This is a genomic window from Streptomyces sp. HmicA12 (assembly GCF_000373565.1).
Taxonomy (GTDB): Bacteria; Actinomycetota; Actinomycetes; order Streptomycetales; family Streptomycetaceae; genus Streptomyces.
Genome location: NZ_KB891817.1, coordinates 25,435 through 40,229, shown reverse-complemented (window position 1 = coordinate 40,229; position 14,795 = coordinate 25,435). Strand labels below are relative to the sequence as shown.

Annotated in this window: 12 protein-coding genes; 4 read left to right on the top strand and 8 right to left on the bottom strand. The window is 72.2% G+C overall.

All coding sequences use genetic code 11. The features are described 5' to 3' along the window. Positions 1-38: 38 nt before the first annotated feature. Genes B072_RS0125365 through B072_RS0125355 form a run of 3 tightly spaced genes read right to left on the bottom strand, consistent with a single transcriptional unit; the run spans position 39 to position 3,153 of the window. Complete coding sequence (locus B072_RS0125365) at positions 39-863, bottom strand: carbohydrate ABC transporter permease (RefSeq protein ID WP_018532756.1); 825 nt, start codon at positions 861-863, stop codon at positions 39-41. Beyond that, a complete protein-coding gene (locus B072_RS0125360) occupies positions 860-1,834 on the bottom strand; it encodes a carbohydrate ABC transporter permease (protein ID WP_018532755.1) in 975 nt (324 codons plus the stop codon). The genes B072_RS0125365 and B072_RS0125360 overlap by 4 nt, the downstream gene beginning before the upstream one ends. After that, positions 1,831-3,153 (bottom strand): extracellular solute-binding protein, encoded by a 1,323-nt coding sequence (locus B072_RS0125355; protein WP_018532754.1) that lies wholly within the window; start codon positions 3,151-3,153, stop codon positions 1,831-1,833. The genes B072_RS0125360 and B072_RS0125355 overlap by 4 nt, the downstream gene beginning before the upstream one ends. Before the next feature lie 263 nt (positions 3,154-3,416). On the opposite strand from B072_RS0125355, the gene B072_RS0125350 reads away from it, so the two are divergent. Continuing rightward, positions 3,417-7,313 (top strand): Pls/PosA family non-ribosomal peptide synthetase, encoded by a 3,897-nt coding sequence (locus B072_RS0125350; protein WP_018532753.1) that lies wholly within the window; start codon positions 3,417-3,419, stop codon positions 7,311-7,313. A gap of 71 nt (positions 7,314-7,384) precedes the next feature. Next, positions 7,385-8,716 carry a M1 family metallopeptidase gene (locus B072_RS0125345; RefSeq protein ID WP_018532752.1) on the top strand — a complete coding sequence of 444 codons (1,332 nt, stop codon included), beginning with the start codon at positions 7,385-7,387 and terminating at the stop codon, positions 8,714-8,716. A gap of 28 nt (positions 8,717-8,744) precedes the next feature. On the opposite strand, the gene B072_RS0125340 is transcribed toward B072_RS0125345, so the two are convergent. The 3 genes from B072_RS0125340 to B072_RS0125330 all read right to left on the bottom strand — a co-directional run bounded on the left by B072_RS0125340 (position 8,745) and on the right by B072_RS0125330 (position 10,671). Then, positions 8,745-9,335, bottom strand: a complete 591-nt coding sequence (locus B072_RS0125340) for a DUF7010 family protein (RefSeq protein ID WP_018532751.1) — start codon at positions 9,333-9,335, stop codon at positions 8,745-8,747. Positions 9,336-9,430: 95 nt separating this feature from the next. Next, complete coding sequence (locus B072_RS0125335) at positions 9,431-9,673, bottom strand: twin-arginine translocase TatA/TatE family subunit (RefSeq protein WP_018532750.1); 243 nt, start codon at positions 9,671-9,673, stop codon at positions 9,431-9,433. Positions 9,674-9,675: 2 nt separating this feature from the next. Beyond that, positions 9,676-10,671, bottom strand: a complete 996-nt coding sequence (locus B072_RS0125330; protein ID WP_018532749.1) for a sporulation protein — start codon at positions 10,669-10,671, stop codon at positions 9,676-9,678. 252 nt (positions 10,672-10,923) lie between these two features. Between B072_RS0125330 and B072_RS0125325 the strand changes: the two genes are divergently transcribed. Next, on the top strand, positions 10,924-12,276 hold the full coding sequence (locus B072_RS0125325) for a hemolysin family protein (protein ID WP_018532748.1): 1,353 nt from the start codon (positions 10,924-10,926) through the stop codon (positions 12,274-12,276). Beyond that, on the top strand, positions 12,273-13,298 hold the full coding sequence (locus B072_RS0125320; RefSeq protein ID WP_018532747.1) for a hemolysin family protein: 1,026 nt from the start codon (positions 12,273-12,275) through the stop codon (positions 13,296-13,298). The genes B072_RS0125325 and B072_RS0125320 overlap by 4 nt, the downstream gene beginning before the upstream one ends. Positions 13,299-13,307: 9 nt before the next feature. Here the strand turns inward: B072_RS0125320 and B072_RS0125315 are convergent, their stop codons facing one another. Together B072_RS0125315 and B072_RS0125310 are read right to left on the bottom strand one after the other, a co-directional pair. After that, the gene (locus tag B072_RS0125315) at positions 13,308-14,246 is read right to left on the bottom strand and encodes a M56 family metallopeptidase (RefSeq protein ID WP_018532746.1); all 939 of its coding nucleotides are present in this window, start codon (positions 14,244-14,246) and stop codon (positions 13,308-13,310) included. Between the two features lie 4 nt (positions 14,247-14,250). After that, a complete protein-coding gene (locus tag B072_RS0125310) occupies positions 14,251-14,640 on the bottom strand; it encodes a BlaI/MecI/CopY family transcriptional regulator (protein ID WP_026246278.1) in 390 nt (129 codons plus the stop codon). Positions 14,641-14,795 lie beyond the last annotated feature (155 nt).

Genomic DNA, 14,795 nt, shown 5'->3' with positions numbered 1-14,795 from the left:
CCTCATGTCCAGGTGAGGTAACTGCGGGCTGTGCAGGGCTACTTGACCGCGCCCGCCGCGATGCCGCGGGTCAGGGTCCGCTGGAAGAGCAGGAAGAACACGATCGCGGGCAGGACGCCGAGCAGCGCCGCGGCGTTCGTCATCGTCGCGTCCATCAGGCGCTGGCCCTGGAGCACGCCGAGCGCCACCGACACGGTCTGCTGGTCGTTGGAGAGCAGCATGACGAGCGGCAGCAGGAACTCGTTCCAGGTCCAGATGAAGAAGAAGACGAGCAGCACCCCGATCGTCGGCCGGTTCATCGGCACCACGATCCGCCACAGGACCTGCCACTTCCCGGCGCCGTCGATCCTCGCCGCCTCGATCACCTCGCGCGGGAAGCGGCCGAGCACGGAGGCGAGCAGATAGGTGCCGAACGCCGACTGGATCACCGTGAAGACGATGATCACGCTGAGCCGCGTGTCGTACAGATCCACCTTCTTCGCCAGGAAGTAGAGCGGGTAGACGAGCGACTCCTGCGGCAGCATGTTCGCGAGGACGAAGAAGGCGAGCACCCAGGTGCGTCCCCGCACCCGGCCGATGCCGATCGCGTACGCGGTGAGGAGCGACAGCAGCACGGCGAGAACGGCGACCGAGCCGCTGATCAGCGTCGAGTTCCACAGCTTCTGGCCGAAGTCGACCCGCTCCCAGAAACCGGTGATGCCGTCGGTGTAGAGACCGTCGGGCAGGGCCAGCGGGCCGTCGCTTGAGTACTCCTCGGGAGACTTGAAGGCGTTCAAGGCGACGACGGCGAACGGCGCGAGCATGAACAGGGCCGCGACGACGAGCGCGGCCAGCACCGGATGACGGCGCACGGCGGTCCTCACGCGACACGTCCTTCCTCGGTGTCCTCGGCCCGCGTCTGCAGTCGCAGCCCGACGAGCGCGAGGAGCAGGATGATCAGGGTCAGGACGGTGGAGATCGCCGCCCCGTAGCCGACCTGGGTCTGCTCGAAGAAGGTCGTGTACGAGAAGTAGGACGGCACGTTCGTGGCGCCGCCGGGGCCGCCCTTGGTCAGGACGTAGACCGCGCCGAACACCTTCAGCGCGGCGATCGTGCACCACAGCAGCACCACGTGGATCTCCGGCCGGATCTGCGGCAGCGTCACATGCCAGAGCCTGCGCCACCAGCCCGCGCCGTCCAGCTCGGCGGCCTCGTACAACTGCGGTTCCACGCGCTGCAGTCCGGCCATGAAGACCACGAGCGGAAAGCCGATCTGCACCCACACCATCACGCCCATGACGGACCAGAGCGCGAGGTCCGGATCGCCCAGCCAGTCCTGCTGCCACGAGCCGAGCCCGATCGCCTTCAGGAATGCGTTCAGGGCGCCGTCGTCCGGGGCGAGGATCCAGCTCCACACGATCCCGGCCACCGCGATCGGCAGCACCTGCGGCAGATAGAAGCAGGCGCGCAGCACGGCCGCGACGCGGCTGCCGTAGTGCTTGGCGACGAAGTCGAAGAGCGCGGCGGCGAGCACCAGGCCGACGACCGTCGGGATCACCGACATCGACAGGACCATGAAGAGGCTGTGACGGAAGGAAGCCCAGAACTCCGAGTCCCCCCACAGTTCACGGTAGTTGGAGAGCCCCGACCAGTGGACGGGCCCCACCCCCTGCCAGTCCGCGAAGCTCCAGGCCGTGTTCATCACGAACGGGGCGACGACCACGGCGAGGAACGCGAGCGCGCCCGGCAGGAGGAAGAGGACGTACGAGTCACGGCGCCGGCCGCGCGGCGCACGACCGGCGGCGCCGCTTCGGTCCTCGGCCGCGTTCTCCTTGCGGAGTGCGATCAGGCTCATCCCTTGGACGCGCCCTTGTCGTAGGCGGCCTGGAGCGCGTCCAGATACTCGTCCGGTGAAGCGCTTCCGGTCATCAGCCTCTGTGTCTGGGAGACGAGCGTCTCGTAGAAGCCCGCTACCGGCCAGTCCGGGTAGTAGGCGAGGCCGTCCTTGTCGGACAGTGTGTTGAAGTCCTTGATCAGCTGCTGGGACTTCGGCTCCTTGACGGCGGAGGCGTCGGCCGAGACGGGGACGCCGCCCTTGTTGCCGAGCAGGTTCTGGATCTTCTTCGACATGGTGATGTCGATGAAGTCGTAGGCGAGTTCCTTGTTCTTCGACTTGGCGGGGACGACCCACAGATTGCCGCCGGAGCCGGGGGTGAGGGTGGCGCCGGGGAAGATGCCGGACGTCCAGTCGAACGTCGCCTCGTCCTGGAACCGGCCGAACCACCAGGTGCCGGAGAAGATGATCGGGGACTTCTGCCGGAGCCAGGAGACGCCCGCGTTCTCGGCGGTGGCGCTGGTGGTGTTCTTGGCTATGTAGCCCTTCTTCACCCAGTCGGCGAAGGTCTTCGCCGCGTACGTCCAGGCCGCGTCGTGGAAGTCGGCCTTGCCCTTGAGTTCGTAGTCGTCGACCCAGGCGCGGTCCGCCTTGGTGAGAGCGAGCTGGTAGACGTACTGGTGGGCGAGGTACTCGGCGCCGGAGTTGGCCAGCGGGGTGACGCCCTGCTTCTTGAACTCGGCGAGCGCGGTGGTGAGTTCGTCGAAGGTCGTCGGGACCTTGATGTCGTACTTCTTGAACAGGTCCTCGTTGTAGTACGCCTGGAGGAACTCGCCGTAGTTCGGGACGCCGTACCACTTCCCCGAGCCCATGGTGCCCTGCGGCGAGTAGCGGCTCGTGGTGGTGATCGACGGGGAGAGCTGCTTGTCCCAGCCGCGCTTCGTGACCTCCGCGGTCATGTCGGTGAGCAGCCCCTGCTTGGACAGCAGGCCGGCCGTGGCGTTGCCCTTGTTGTACTCCATGAGGTCGGGGGCGTCGTCGGAGCCGAGGACCATGGACGCGGTCTTCTGGATCTGGTCGAAGCTCTTCTCCTCGAACTTGACCTTCACGCCGGGGTGCTCGGCCTCGAACTCCTTGATGGCCTCGTTCCAGGCGGCGCCCATCGCGCTGTTGGCGGCCTCGTAGTGCCACAGGCGCAGGGTCTTCGCGTCGCCGCCGCTGCCGTCGTCGCTCCCACCGCAGGAGGTGAGGGCGAGGACGCAGGCCAGTGCCGCGCCCGCGGCGCCCAGAGCACGGCGGCGTCGGCCTCTGGTGTACGTGGTGCTTCGTGTCGTCAACATCCGCAGGCTCTCCCCGAGCTCGGCACTGTTTTGTCGAAGCGCTTCGACGGGCGACGGTAGGGCGCGCGGCCCGGGTGGTCAATGGGTCGGACGAATCCGCCGCGCATCGTCGCCGCAGGACCGGCTCTGCCGGCCGTACGGTGCCCAACTCCCGGGAACCGATTAGGATTTGCCGGTTCTTACGTACCGAACCGGACCACAACAGGCAGACCGGGAGCGGCGAGACGGGCTTTCGGGGATGCGCCCTTCGACGACAGGATCCGATGGCAGCCACACGCGCGAACGCCGAACTCGGACCGCTCGACGCGGAGATGAGCGACCGGGCCGAGGCGCCCGCCCTCTTCGCAGGAGGGTGCGCCGCACCGCCGCGCACCCTCATGGACGTGCTGGACGCCACCGTGCGGGCGCACCCCGACGAACCCGCACTCGACGACGGCACCCGCCGGCTGACGTACCGTGAACTGGCCGCCGAAGTGGAACAGTTACGCCGCAGGCTCGACGCGGCCGGAGTGGGATGGGGTGACCGCGTCGGGGTCCGCCTGCCGAGCGGCACGAACGAGCTGTACGTCGCCGTCCTCGCGGTGCTCGCCGCCGGTGCCGCCTACGTCCCGGTGGACGCGGAGGACCCCGACGAGCGCGCCGACCTCGTCTTCGGCGAGGCGCGGGTGCGCACCGTCATCGGGGCCGGTCACGGCTTCACCGTGGACAAGCCGGCCGACGCCCCGGCCGGACGGCCCGGACCCGACGACGACGCGTGGGTCATCTTCACCTCGGGGTCGACCGGAACCCCCAAGGGCGTCGCGGTCAGCCATCGCAGCGCCGCCGCGTTCGTGGACGCCGAGGCGGCGCTCTTCCTCGACCAGGACCCGATCGGCCCCGGGGACCGCGTGATGGCCGGTCTTTCCGTGGCGTTCGACGCCTCCTGCGAGGAGATGTGGCTGGCCTGGCGGCACGGCGCCTGTCTGGTGCCGGTGCCGCGCTCCCAGGTGCGCGGCGGCGCCGATCTCGGGCCGTGGCTGGTCGAGCAGGAGATCACCGTGGTCTCCACCGTGCCGACGCTCGCCGCGCTGTGGGACCCCGAGACCCTCGGCGACGTACGCCTGTTGATCTTCGGCGGTGAGGCCTGCCCGCCGGAGCTCGCCCAGCGCCTGGTCACCGAGGGCCGCGAGGTGTGGAACACCTACGGGCCCACCGAGACCACCGTCGTCGCGTGCGCCTCCCTGCTGACCGGCGGGGGACCGATCCGGATCGGACTGCCCCTGAACGGCTGGGAGTTGGCCGTCGTCGATGGGGGTGACCACCTCGTGCCGATGGGCGGGTGCGGGCACCTCGTCATCGGCGGCGTGGGACTCGCCCGCTACCTCGACCCCGACAAGGACGCCGAGAAGTACGCGCCGCTGGAGTCGACCGGATGGCAACGCGCCTACCGCAGCGGCGACTTGGTGAGGGCCGACCCGGAAGGGCTGATCTTCCTCGGGCGCGGCGACGAACAGATCAAGCTCGGCGGGCGCCGGATCGAACTCGGCGAGGTCGACGCCGCACTGCAGGAACTGCCCGGTGTCGCGGGCGCGGCCGCCGCCGTCCGCACGGCACGCGGCGGCAACCAACTGCTCGTCGGCTACCTCGTCACCGAGAAAGCCGGCGACGCCTTCGACCACGGGGCCGCCGTCGCGCGGCTGCGCGCCGAACTCCCGGCCGCGCTCGTGCCGTTGCTGGCCCGCGTCGCGGAACTGCCCACCCGTACCTCCGGCAAGGTCGACCGGGACGCGCTGCCCTGGCCGCTGCCCGGACTCGACACCGCCGGAAGCACCGAGCGGCTGTACGGGACCGAGGCCTGGCTCGCCGAGCAGTGGAGCGAGACCCTCGGCATCCCGGTGACCGGCCCCTTCGACGACTTCTTCGCGATCGGCGGGAACAGCCTGGCCGCGGCCCAGCTCACCACGCGCCTGCGCACGCGCTATCCGAACGCCGCCGTCATCGACCTCTACGAGCGGCCCGTCCTGCGCAAACTCGCCCACCGGCTCGAAAGGTCCGGCCAGGACGACGGCGCCGAACGCGTCGTCGCGCCCGTGCCCGTACGGGCCCAAGCGGCTCAAGTGGCCCTGCTTCTCCCGCTGTTCACCCTCGTGGGCCTGCGCTGGACGGTCGCGCTCGCCGCGCTCGGCAACGTCCTGCACCACCTCGGCGGCCACCCGTGGGCCCCGACCGCCTCCTGGTGGCCGATCGCCGTCGGCGCCCTCGTCCTGTACAGCCCGCCCGGCCGCCTCGGCATCGCCGCGGGCGGTGCCCGGCTGCTCCTGCGCGGCGTCGGCCCCGGCACCTACCCGCGCGGCGGCTCCGTCCACCTGCGCCTGTGGACCGCCGAACGCCTCGCCGAGTACAGCGGCGCCACCTCCCTGACCGGCTCCTGGCTGGAGCGGTACGCCCGCGCGCTGGGCGCCCGGGTCGGCCCCGACGTCGACCTGCACACGCTGCCCCCGGTCACCGGTCTGCTCCGGCTCGGCCGCGGCTGCGCCGTCGAACCCGAGGTGGACCTGTCCGGGCACTGGCTGGACGGCGACCGCCTGGAGATCGGCGCCGTCCGGGTCGGCGCGGGCGCCGTGGTCGGTACCCGCAGCACCCTGTTCCCGGGCGCCCGCGTCGGCAAGCGCGCCGAGGTCGCCCCGGGGTCGGCGGTGCGCGGACAGATCCCGACCGGGCAGCGCTGGGCGGGGTCGCCCGCCGCCAAGCTCGGCAAGGCGAAGCGGGACTGGCCGCGACACCGACCGCCGCGCGCCGTGCACTGGCGCGCGATGTACGGCGTCACGGGCACGGCACTCAACCTCCTTCCGGCCGCGGCCCTGGTCCCCGCGCTGTGCGTGGCCCACGCCTTCGTGCCGGCCGACGCGGCGCTCGGCGGGGCGGTGACCGGCGCCCTGCGCGCCCTCGTCCCCGCGACCCTGGCCTTCGGTCTCGCCTACGCCGTACTGATCCTCGCCGGCGTGCGCCTGCTCGGCCTCGGCCTGCGCCCCGGCTGCCACCCCACGCACAGCCGGGCCGGCTGGCAGGCGTGGACCGTCACCCAGCTCATGGACCTGTCCCGGCAGACCCTCTTCCCGCTGTACGCCGGGCTCGTCACCCCCGTCTGGATGCGGCTGCTCGGCATGCGGGTCGGTCGCGGCGCCGAGGTCTCCACCGTGCTCGCGCTGCCCGGCCTGACCACGGTCGGCGACGCCGCGTTCCTCGCCGACGACACGCTGACCGCCCCGTACGAACTCGGCGGTGGCTGGGTCCGCGTCGGCCGCGCGGAGATCGGCCGACGGGCCTTCCTCGGCAACTCCGGCATGACCGCGCCCGGTCGCCGCGTACCCGACGACGGACTGGTCGGCGTGCTCTCCGCCACCCCGAAGAAGGCCCGAAAAGGCAGCTCCTACCTGGGACTTCCCCCGGTCGAGCTGCCCCGCGCGGCCGCCCCCGACGACGAACGTCGCACCTACGCGCCTCCCGCCCGCCTGAAAGTGGCCCGCGCCGCGGTCGAGCTCTGCCGGATCGTCCCGGCCTGCTGCTCGGCGGCGCTCGCGCTCCTCACGGTCGCCCTGCTCGCCGCCGCCGCGGCGCACGCGTGGTGGCTCGCGGCCCTGCTGTCCGGGGCGGTCCTGCTCGGCGCCGGCACACTCGCGGCGTTCGTCTCCGTCGCCGCCAAGTGGCTCCTCGTCGGCCGGCACCGCGCCGGGCAGCACCCCCTGTGGTGCGACTTCGTCTGGCGGGGCGAACTCGCCGACACCTTCGTGGAATTGGTCGCCGTGCCCTGGCTCGCCGAAGCCGTCCCCGGCACCCCGGTCCTGAACCTGTGGCTGCGCGGACTCGGTGCCCGCGTCGGCCGGGGCGTGTGGTGCGAGAGCCACTGGCTGCCCGAGGCCGATCTGGTCACGCTCGGTTCCGCGGCGAGCGTGAACCGGGGCTGTGTTCTGCAGACCCACCTCTTCCATGATCGGATCCTGCGGACGGATACTGTGGTTCTCCGCGCGGGTGCCACCCTGGGCCCGGGCGGCATCGCGCTGCCGGGCAGCGAGATCGGAGCCCGCTCGACCCTGGGCCCCGCCTCCCTCGTGATGGCGGGCGAGTCGGTACCGGCGGACACCCGCTGGCTGGGAAACCCGATCGAGGCCTGGCGTCCCTGAGACGGCGGGCCGCCGTCGCAGGACAGCACGGCGGCGCGTCGTACGAGTGCGGGGCAGGGAGCGGACCAGGCGTGAGCGATCAGCGGACGACGGCACCGGACCCCTACTTCCCGGGCCACGGGGACCCCCGCTTCCGGGTGCACCGCTACGAGCTCGACCTGGACTACCGGCCGGTGCCCAACCGGCTCGCGGGCACGGCCCGGCTCAGCGCGATCGCGGGCCGGGCCCCGCTGTCCGAGTTCCAGCTGAACCTGAGCGACTTCCGTATCGCCCGCATCCGCGTCGACGGCCGCGCCCCGCACTACACGCTGCGCGGCGGCAAGCTGCGCATCCGCCCGGCGAAGGTGCTGCCCGCCGGGGCCGCGTTCACCGTCGAGGTGCACTACGCGGGCAACCCGAAGCCGGTCGACAGCCCCTGGGGCGGGCTCGGCTGGGAGGAGCTGACCGACGGTGCGCTGGTCGCCAGTCAGCCGGTCGGGGCGCCGTCCTGGTACCCGTGCAACGACCGGCCCGCGGACAAGGCCTCGTACCAGATCTCGGTCACCGCGCCCTCGGCGTACCAGGTGGTGATCGGCGGCCGCCTGCTGACCCGCACCACCAGGGCCTCGACCACCACCTGGCTCTACGAACAGCCCGCGCCCACCTCCAGCTATCTGGTCGGCCTGACCGTCGGCAAGTACCAGACGGCGCTGCTCGGCGACCCGGGGCTCAGCGGAGTGCCGCAGACCGGGCACTTCCCGGCCCATCTCCTGGCCCAGTTCTCCCGGGACTTCGCGCGACAGCCGCAGATGATGGAGCTCTTCGAGGAACTCTTCGGGCCCTACCCCTTCGGCGAGTACGCGGTCGTCGTCACCGACGAGGAACTCGACATCCCCGTCGAGGCGCAGGGCCTGTCGCTGTTCGGCGTCAACCACGTGGACGGCGCCCGCGGTTCGGAGCGCATGGTCGCGCACGAGCTCGCCCACCAATGGTTCGGCAACAGCGTCACCGTCGCCGACTGGCGGCACATCTGGCTCAACGAAGGCCTCGCCAAGTACGCGGAGTGGCTCTGGTCGGAACGCTCGGGAGCGCGCAGGGCCCACGAACTGGCCGCGCAGGCACACCACTTGCTCACGGGGGAGCCGCAGGACCTCAGCCTGGCCGACCCCGGCCGCAAGGCGATGTTCGACGACCGGATCTACGAACGCGGCGCCCTCGCCGTGCACGCGATGCGCTGCGCACTCGGCGACGCCGCGTTCTTCCGCATGCTCCGGGCCTGGCCCGTCGTCCACCGGCACGGCGTCGTCAGCACGCGGATGTTCGCCGCGCACGTCGAGAGGTTCGCGCCCGGACCGGTGGACGCGCTGTTCGAGGCCTGGGTGTACCGGACACCGTTGCCGCCCCTGCCCGTCGAGGCTCCGTGAGCGGACGCGGGGCGGCGAGGGGCACCCGTCAGCCGCGCAGGGCCAGATGGAACGCGGAGACCCACAGGACCACCGCGGCGCCCAGACCGACGACGACCCGCACGGTCGTGTCCGCGCCCCCGGCCGCGTACAGCAGGAGTCCGGCCACGGCGACGGCGCAGAGCAGCGCGGCCGTCCACCGGTACTGCCCCTGGTCGTAGAGCCGTGCCAGCGGGAAGAAGTGCAGGCCGACGACGAGCGCGATGCCCACGGGGACGAGCCCGGGGCGGCCCGAGGCGTTGGCCGCGGCGATCACCGCGAAGATCGCCAGAACCTCGAGGCCGTTGATGATGCCGACGCCGCGGGCCCAGTTGGCCGGCAGGTTCACGGTCCGGGGCGAGGGCGCGGCGCCCTTGCGGAGGCCGAGGAACAGCGCCGCCACCGTGAGGAGGACGGCCACGGCCTCCGTCGCCAGGGGGACCGCTCCGTCGGCCGGGCCGGTGCCCGAGGCGCCCGCGAAGGCCCACACCAGCGCGAACACGGAGAGCACGACGGTGCCCCTGCGGCGCAGCGTGCGGGTGAGCGCGAGGCACTCCGAGGCTCCGGCGGGGGAGGGAGGCGGCAGGGCGGCAGACGTCATTGGCGGAGGCTACAACGGTGATCGCGACATGCGCGGGGTGTTTCGCCGTACCGGGGTGGGCGGCGCCGGCTCCGCTGACCCCGGGCGTTCGTGCGTCAGGAGGGACGGGGGCCCTGGTCGGTGTCGCGCGGCGGGACGCTCTCGCCGGGGACGACCCGGGGCGGTGGGGAATCGTCGCCGCTCCGCCCGTTCTCCTCCTTGTCCTTGACGGCCTTCGCCTCGGCCTTCAGGATGCGCGCCGACTTGCCCGCGCTGCGCGCGAGTTCGGGCAGTTTCTTCGCGCCGATGACGAGGATGACGACGATGAGAACGATGGCGATCTCGCTGATGCCGAACACGGTCAGTCCTCCCCGTCCTCGTCGTCGCCCTCGAAGAAGTCGCCCACCTCGTCGACGACTTCGGCGGCGACCATACCGCCGACGACACCGACCGCGAGCCCTGCGGCGCCCGCCGCGACAGCCGTCCCGATGCCGGGGCCCGAACGGTGCCCGGCGGGCTCGCCGTGGTCGTGACGGTGGCCGGTGTCGTCGTACGAGGCGTGGTCGGCGTAGGAGGAACGGTGCTCCACCAGTTGACGCACCCAGCCGTCGACGAGCGCGACCCGGTCGTGGTGGTGCACGCCGTCGTGGGCGACGGTGAAGCGGGTGAGCGCGTCGTGACCGCCGGAGCGGAAGTCATCGCGCTTGTCGGCCTCCAGGACCACTTCCATACCGCCGGGAGTGGCGAGGAAGGTCACCTCGATCTCGTTCACGACATGGGCGTACCGCGGGGCCGGGGTCAGCTCGATCTTCTGGTGGAAAGGGAGTTGCCGGCCCGTGCCGCCGATCCGTCCGTACTCCAGGTCGGCCGACCGGAAGCCGAAGCCGAGCTGCCCGAAGGCCTCCAGGATCGCCTCCTGCACGGGGAGCGGGCCGACGGTGAGCCGGTCCAGATCCCCCTTGTCCTTGGCCCCGGCCACCTCGAGTTCGGTACGCACGCCGAGGACGATGCCGAGGTCCTGTCCGTGCAACTCGGTGACCGGGGTCTCCCAGGGCAGCGTCACGGTGAACGGAACGCTGCGTTCAGCGCCTTGGGCGAGGCGGAAGCCGCCGCCGACCACGAAGCGGTCGAAGGCCACGACGCCGTGGCTCTCACCGGCCCCGTGATCGTCGTGCTCGGCCTCGACCCGGGCCACGAGTTCCAGGGCGATGTGCTCGACGGTGAAGTCCCCGCTCCCTCCCGTGATGCGGACCTGGCCGGAGAGGGTCCCGCCGGGCGCGGTGGCACCCGGGGCGAGGACGGTGTCGACGGTGGGCCCGCCCACGCCGAGCGAGCCGAGCAGTCGTTGTAACACCATCGAGGCGTTCACTCCCTTTTGTGCGGACGAGGGTGGCGAGTGCCGTGCGGACACCGGGAACATCCGGGTGGACATCCACGTTCTACAGGCGCGTAGAAGAATACGTCCAGTCGACGAACCGGGATCGTCCGATCCCCCGAGCGAGAAGGAGTCACAGCCCGCGATGGGTGAGCCTCCCAGTAGCCGGCCGCGCGCCGCGCGCCGACCGATGACCAGCGAGAACCGTGCGCGCGGGGCGGAGGTGGGGCGACGATGACCGAACTGCTGCTGCTGGCGCTCGCGTTGCTGCTCACGCTCGCCTGCGCGCTGTTCGTGGCGGCCGAGTTCTCCCTCACCACCGTGGAGCGGTCCGACCTGGAGCGCGCCGAGCGGGCGGGGGAGCGGGGTGCGTCCGGCGCACTGAAGGCCGTCCGCCGGCTGACCTTCCAGCTCTCCGGCGCTCAACTCGGCATCACCGTCACCTCCTTGGTGATCGGCATGCTGGCGGAGCCGTCGCTCGCCGCGCTGCTGCGCGGCCCGCTGTGGGCCCTGGGCCTGGGCGGCGCCGCGTCGTCCGTGGCCAGTGTGCTCGGCGTGGCCCTGTCCACGGTCATCCTGATGGTCGTCGGCGAACTGGTGCCGAAGAACTGGGCGATCGCCCGTCCGGTGGCGGTGGCCAAGGTGGTCGCGGGCCCCCAGCGCGGGTTCACCGCTGCCTTCGGCCCGTTCATCCGGCACCTGAACAACACGGCGAACCGCGTCGTACGGCGCCTCGGCCTGGAGCCCGCGGAGGAACTGGCTTCCGCCCGCACCCCGGAGGAGCTCGTCGCGCTGGCCCGGCACTCCGCCGCCGAAGGGGCCCTGGAGGCCGACTCGGCCGAACTGTTCGTCCGCACCCTGCACCTGAGCGCGCTGACCGCGGAGAACGTGATGACGCCGCGCGTCGACGTCCGGGCCCTGGAGGCGCACGCCACCGCCACCGACGCGGCCGACCTCACCCACACCACCGGCCTGTCCCGCTTCCCCGTCTACCGCGACAGCCTCGACGAGGTCGTCGGCACCGTCCACATCCGCGATGTCCTCGCCCTCGAACCGGACAAGCGCGGGCTGACACCGGTGACCGAGCTGGCGACGGCGCCCCTGCTGGTCCCCGACAGTCTGCCCGCCGACCGGCTGCTCGAGCGGCTGCGCGAGACGCGGACGATGGCCGTCGTCATCGACGAGTACGGCGGCACCGCAGGGGTGGCGACGGTGGAGGACATCGTCGAGGAGGTCGTGGGCGAGGTCCGCGACGAGCACGACCCGGTCGAGCCGCCCGACCTGCTGCCCGCACCCCGCACCGAGGACGGCCGCGCCGTCTGGGAGGCGGACGGCGGTGTCCGCATCGACGAGCTCGCGGCGACAGGACTGACCGCGCCCGAGGGCCCGTACGAGACCGTGGCCGGGCTCGTCGCGACCCGCCTCGCCCGCATTCCCGTCCCGGGCGACACCGTCGCGCTGGACGGCTGGGAGCTGACCGTGCTCGACGTCGACCACCACCGCGCCGACCGCGTCCGCATCACCGAACCTGACGTCACGGCACCGGGTGGCGGCGACAGCGCAGAGCGCATGGAGGACGCGCGATGACCGTTCTGCAACTTGCCATCGGCGCGTTCACCCTGCTCACCAACGCGTTCTTCGTCGGCGCCGAGTTCTCCCTCATCTCGGTGCGGCGCAGCCAGATCGAGCCGCGCGCCCAGGAGGGCAGCAAGCGGGCCCGCTCCGCGCTGTGGGCCCTGGAACACATCTCCGCGATGCTGGCCACGGCCCAACTCGGCATCACCGTCTCCTCGTTGGTGCTCGGCGCCGTCGCGGAACCGGCGATCGCCCACCTGCTGGAGCCGGCCTTCGAAGCCGTGCACGTCCCGTACGCGATGGTGCACCCGATCTCGTTCGTCATCGCGCTGACCGCGGCGACCTACGCGCACATGCTCTTCGGCGAGATGGTGCCGAAGAACATCGCGCTCGCCGCGCCGGTGCGCACCGCCCTGCTGCTCGGCCCGCCGTTGGTCGCCCTCACCCGCGCCCTGGGGCCCGTCGTCCTCGGCATCAACGCCTTCGCCAACGCGCTGCTGCGGCTGCTGAAGGTGGAGCCGAAGGACGAGGTCGAGTCCGTCTTCACCGACGACCAGCTGGCCCGTATGGTGCTCGACTCCAGCGAGGCGGGACTCCTGTCGTCCGCCGACGGTGAACGGCTGCGCGACGCCCTGGAGTTGGGGACACGGCCGGTGGGCGAGATCGTCGTCCCTGCGCAGCGGATGCGCACGGTGACGGACCGGATCACGCCCGCCGAGCTGGAGCGCGTCGCGGCCGGTGCGGGATTCTCCCGCTTCCCGGTCACCGGCGATCACGGGGAGCTGCTGGGCTATCTCCACATCAAGGACACCCTGGGCGCCGCCGAGCGCGACAGTCCCTTCCCGCGCGCGGTGCTCCATCCGCTCACCCGGGTGCGTATCGACACCCCGCTCGACGACGCCCTGACCGCCCTGCGCGCGCAGGGCAGCCACCTCGCCGCCGTCACCGGCGGCAAGGGCACGGTCATCGGCTTCGTGACCATGGAGGACGTGCTGTCCGAACTGGTGGGCCCGGCCGCGCCGGCGACGGCCTGACCCGTCCGGCTACAGGGGTGTCGCCGCGTGCAGCGTGGCCGCCAGCGTGAGCGCCGAGCTCGCGGACGACATGGCGGAGGCCGCGGCGCCGGCCCCCGCCGTCCAGGTGGCCAGCCCGACGGTCGTGAACACCGTCGCGCGTCCGGCCGCGCACGGTGCCGGGGCGAGCAGCGCCGCGACCCGGCGGGGGACCGGGCCCGGCGCGGCGAAGGCCGCGAAGGCGGGTCCGCGCATCGCGCCACCGGAGAGCGCCACCTTGCCGATGGCCCGCGCGACGGTTCTGCGGTCCCCCACCCGGGCGGCGGCCTCCTCGTCGGCCCAGCGCTCGGCGGTGTAGGTGACGGCTGAACTCAGCGGGCGCAGAAAGGGATTGGCGCGGGCCGCGAGCCTGACGGTCAGCAGATACCGGTGGTGGTGCCCCGCAAGATGGGCCCGCTCATGGGCGAACACGGCCCGTCGCTCGCCTGGCCGGAGCCGGTCGAGGAGCCCGGTGCTGACGACGACCCGCCCGTGCCGCTCGCCCCCGCCCGGCAGCGCGTACGCGTACGGCTGTGCATCGGGGAGCACCGCGACCTCGGTGCCGGGCAGCCCGGTGAGTGCCTCGTGGGCACGGCGCCGCAGGGCGAAGTGCCGCCACAGCGTGCGTGTGCCCACGGCGACGACGGCGAGCAGGGCCGGGATGGCCGCCTTGCCCGCGATCTCGTCCTGCGGCACGGCGGCCCGCACCTCGGGGTCCGACCAGCCGTCGGGCAGCGGATTGCCCGGCAGCTGCGCGGTGCCGACCACCATCAGCAGCCCCAGGCACAGTGTGCTGCAGGCCGCCATGACCGCGGCCACCCACGTCAGGAGCCGGGTCGCGGTGCGCGGGTGGAGCCGGTGGGTCGCGAGGCGGGACACCGGCCAGGCCGTGAGCGGCAGCACCAGCGGCAAGAAGACGAAGATTCCCACGGGTTCAGTCGGCGGCTTCCTCGTCGGCGCGGCGCAGCAGGTCGCGCAGCACCTGCTCGTCGCTGTCGGGCAGCGAGGTGAGGAAGCTGGTCAGGACGGCTTCCCGATCCGGCCCCGCGTCCAGCACCTTGCGCATCTTCCGTGCGGCGAGCCCGGCCTCGTCCGAGGTGGGCGTCCACACGAACGACCGCCCCTCCCGCCTGCGCGTGACCACGTCCTTGGCGTGCAACCGGGCCAGGATGGTCACCACGGTGGTGTACGCGAGATCGCCTCCGATCCGGTCACGCACCCATCCCGCGTTCGCCGGGCCGTCCGCCGCGCGCAACGCGGCCAGGACCTCGGTCTCCAGCTCGCCCTGGGCGCGTCGACGGGACGGACGAGATGAATCCGGCACGCTGCTCCTCCTCACTGCGGGGGTAGGGCCGTTCATCGTCCCTACGCGCGTGACGGCTCACGCGGTGCCGCCAGTCTGCTACACGCGTCCCGTTCGACCTGCGCGGACATCGGTCCGGGCGGCACTGCCCGCGGCAGATGCCAAAGTCCAACTCC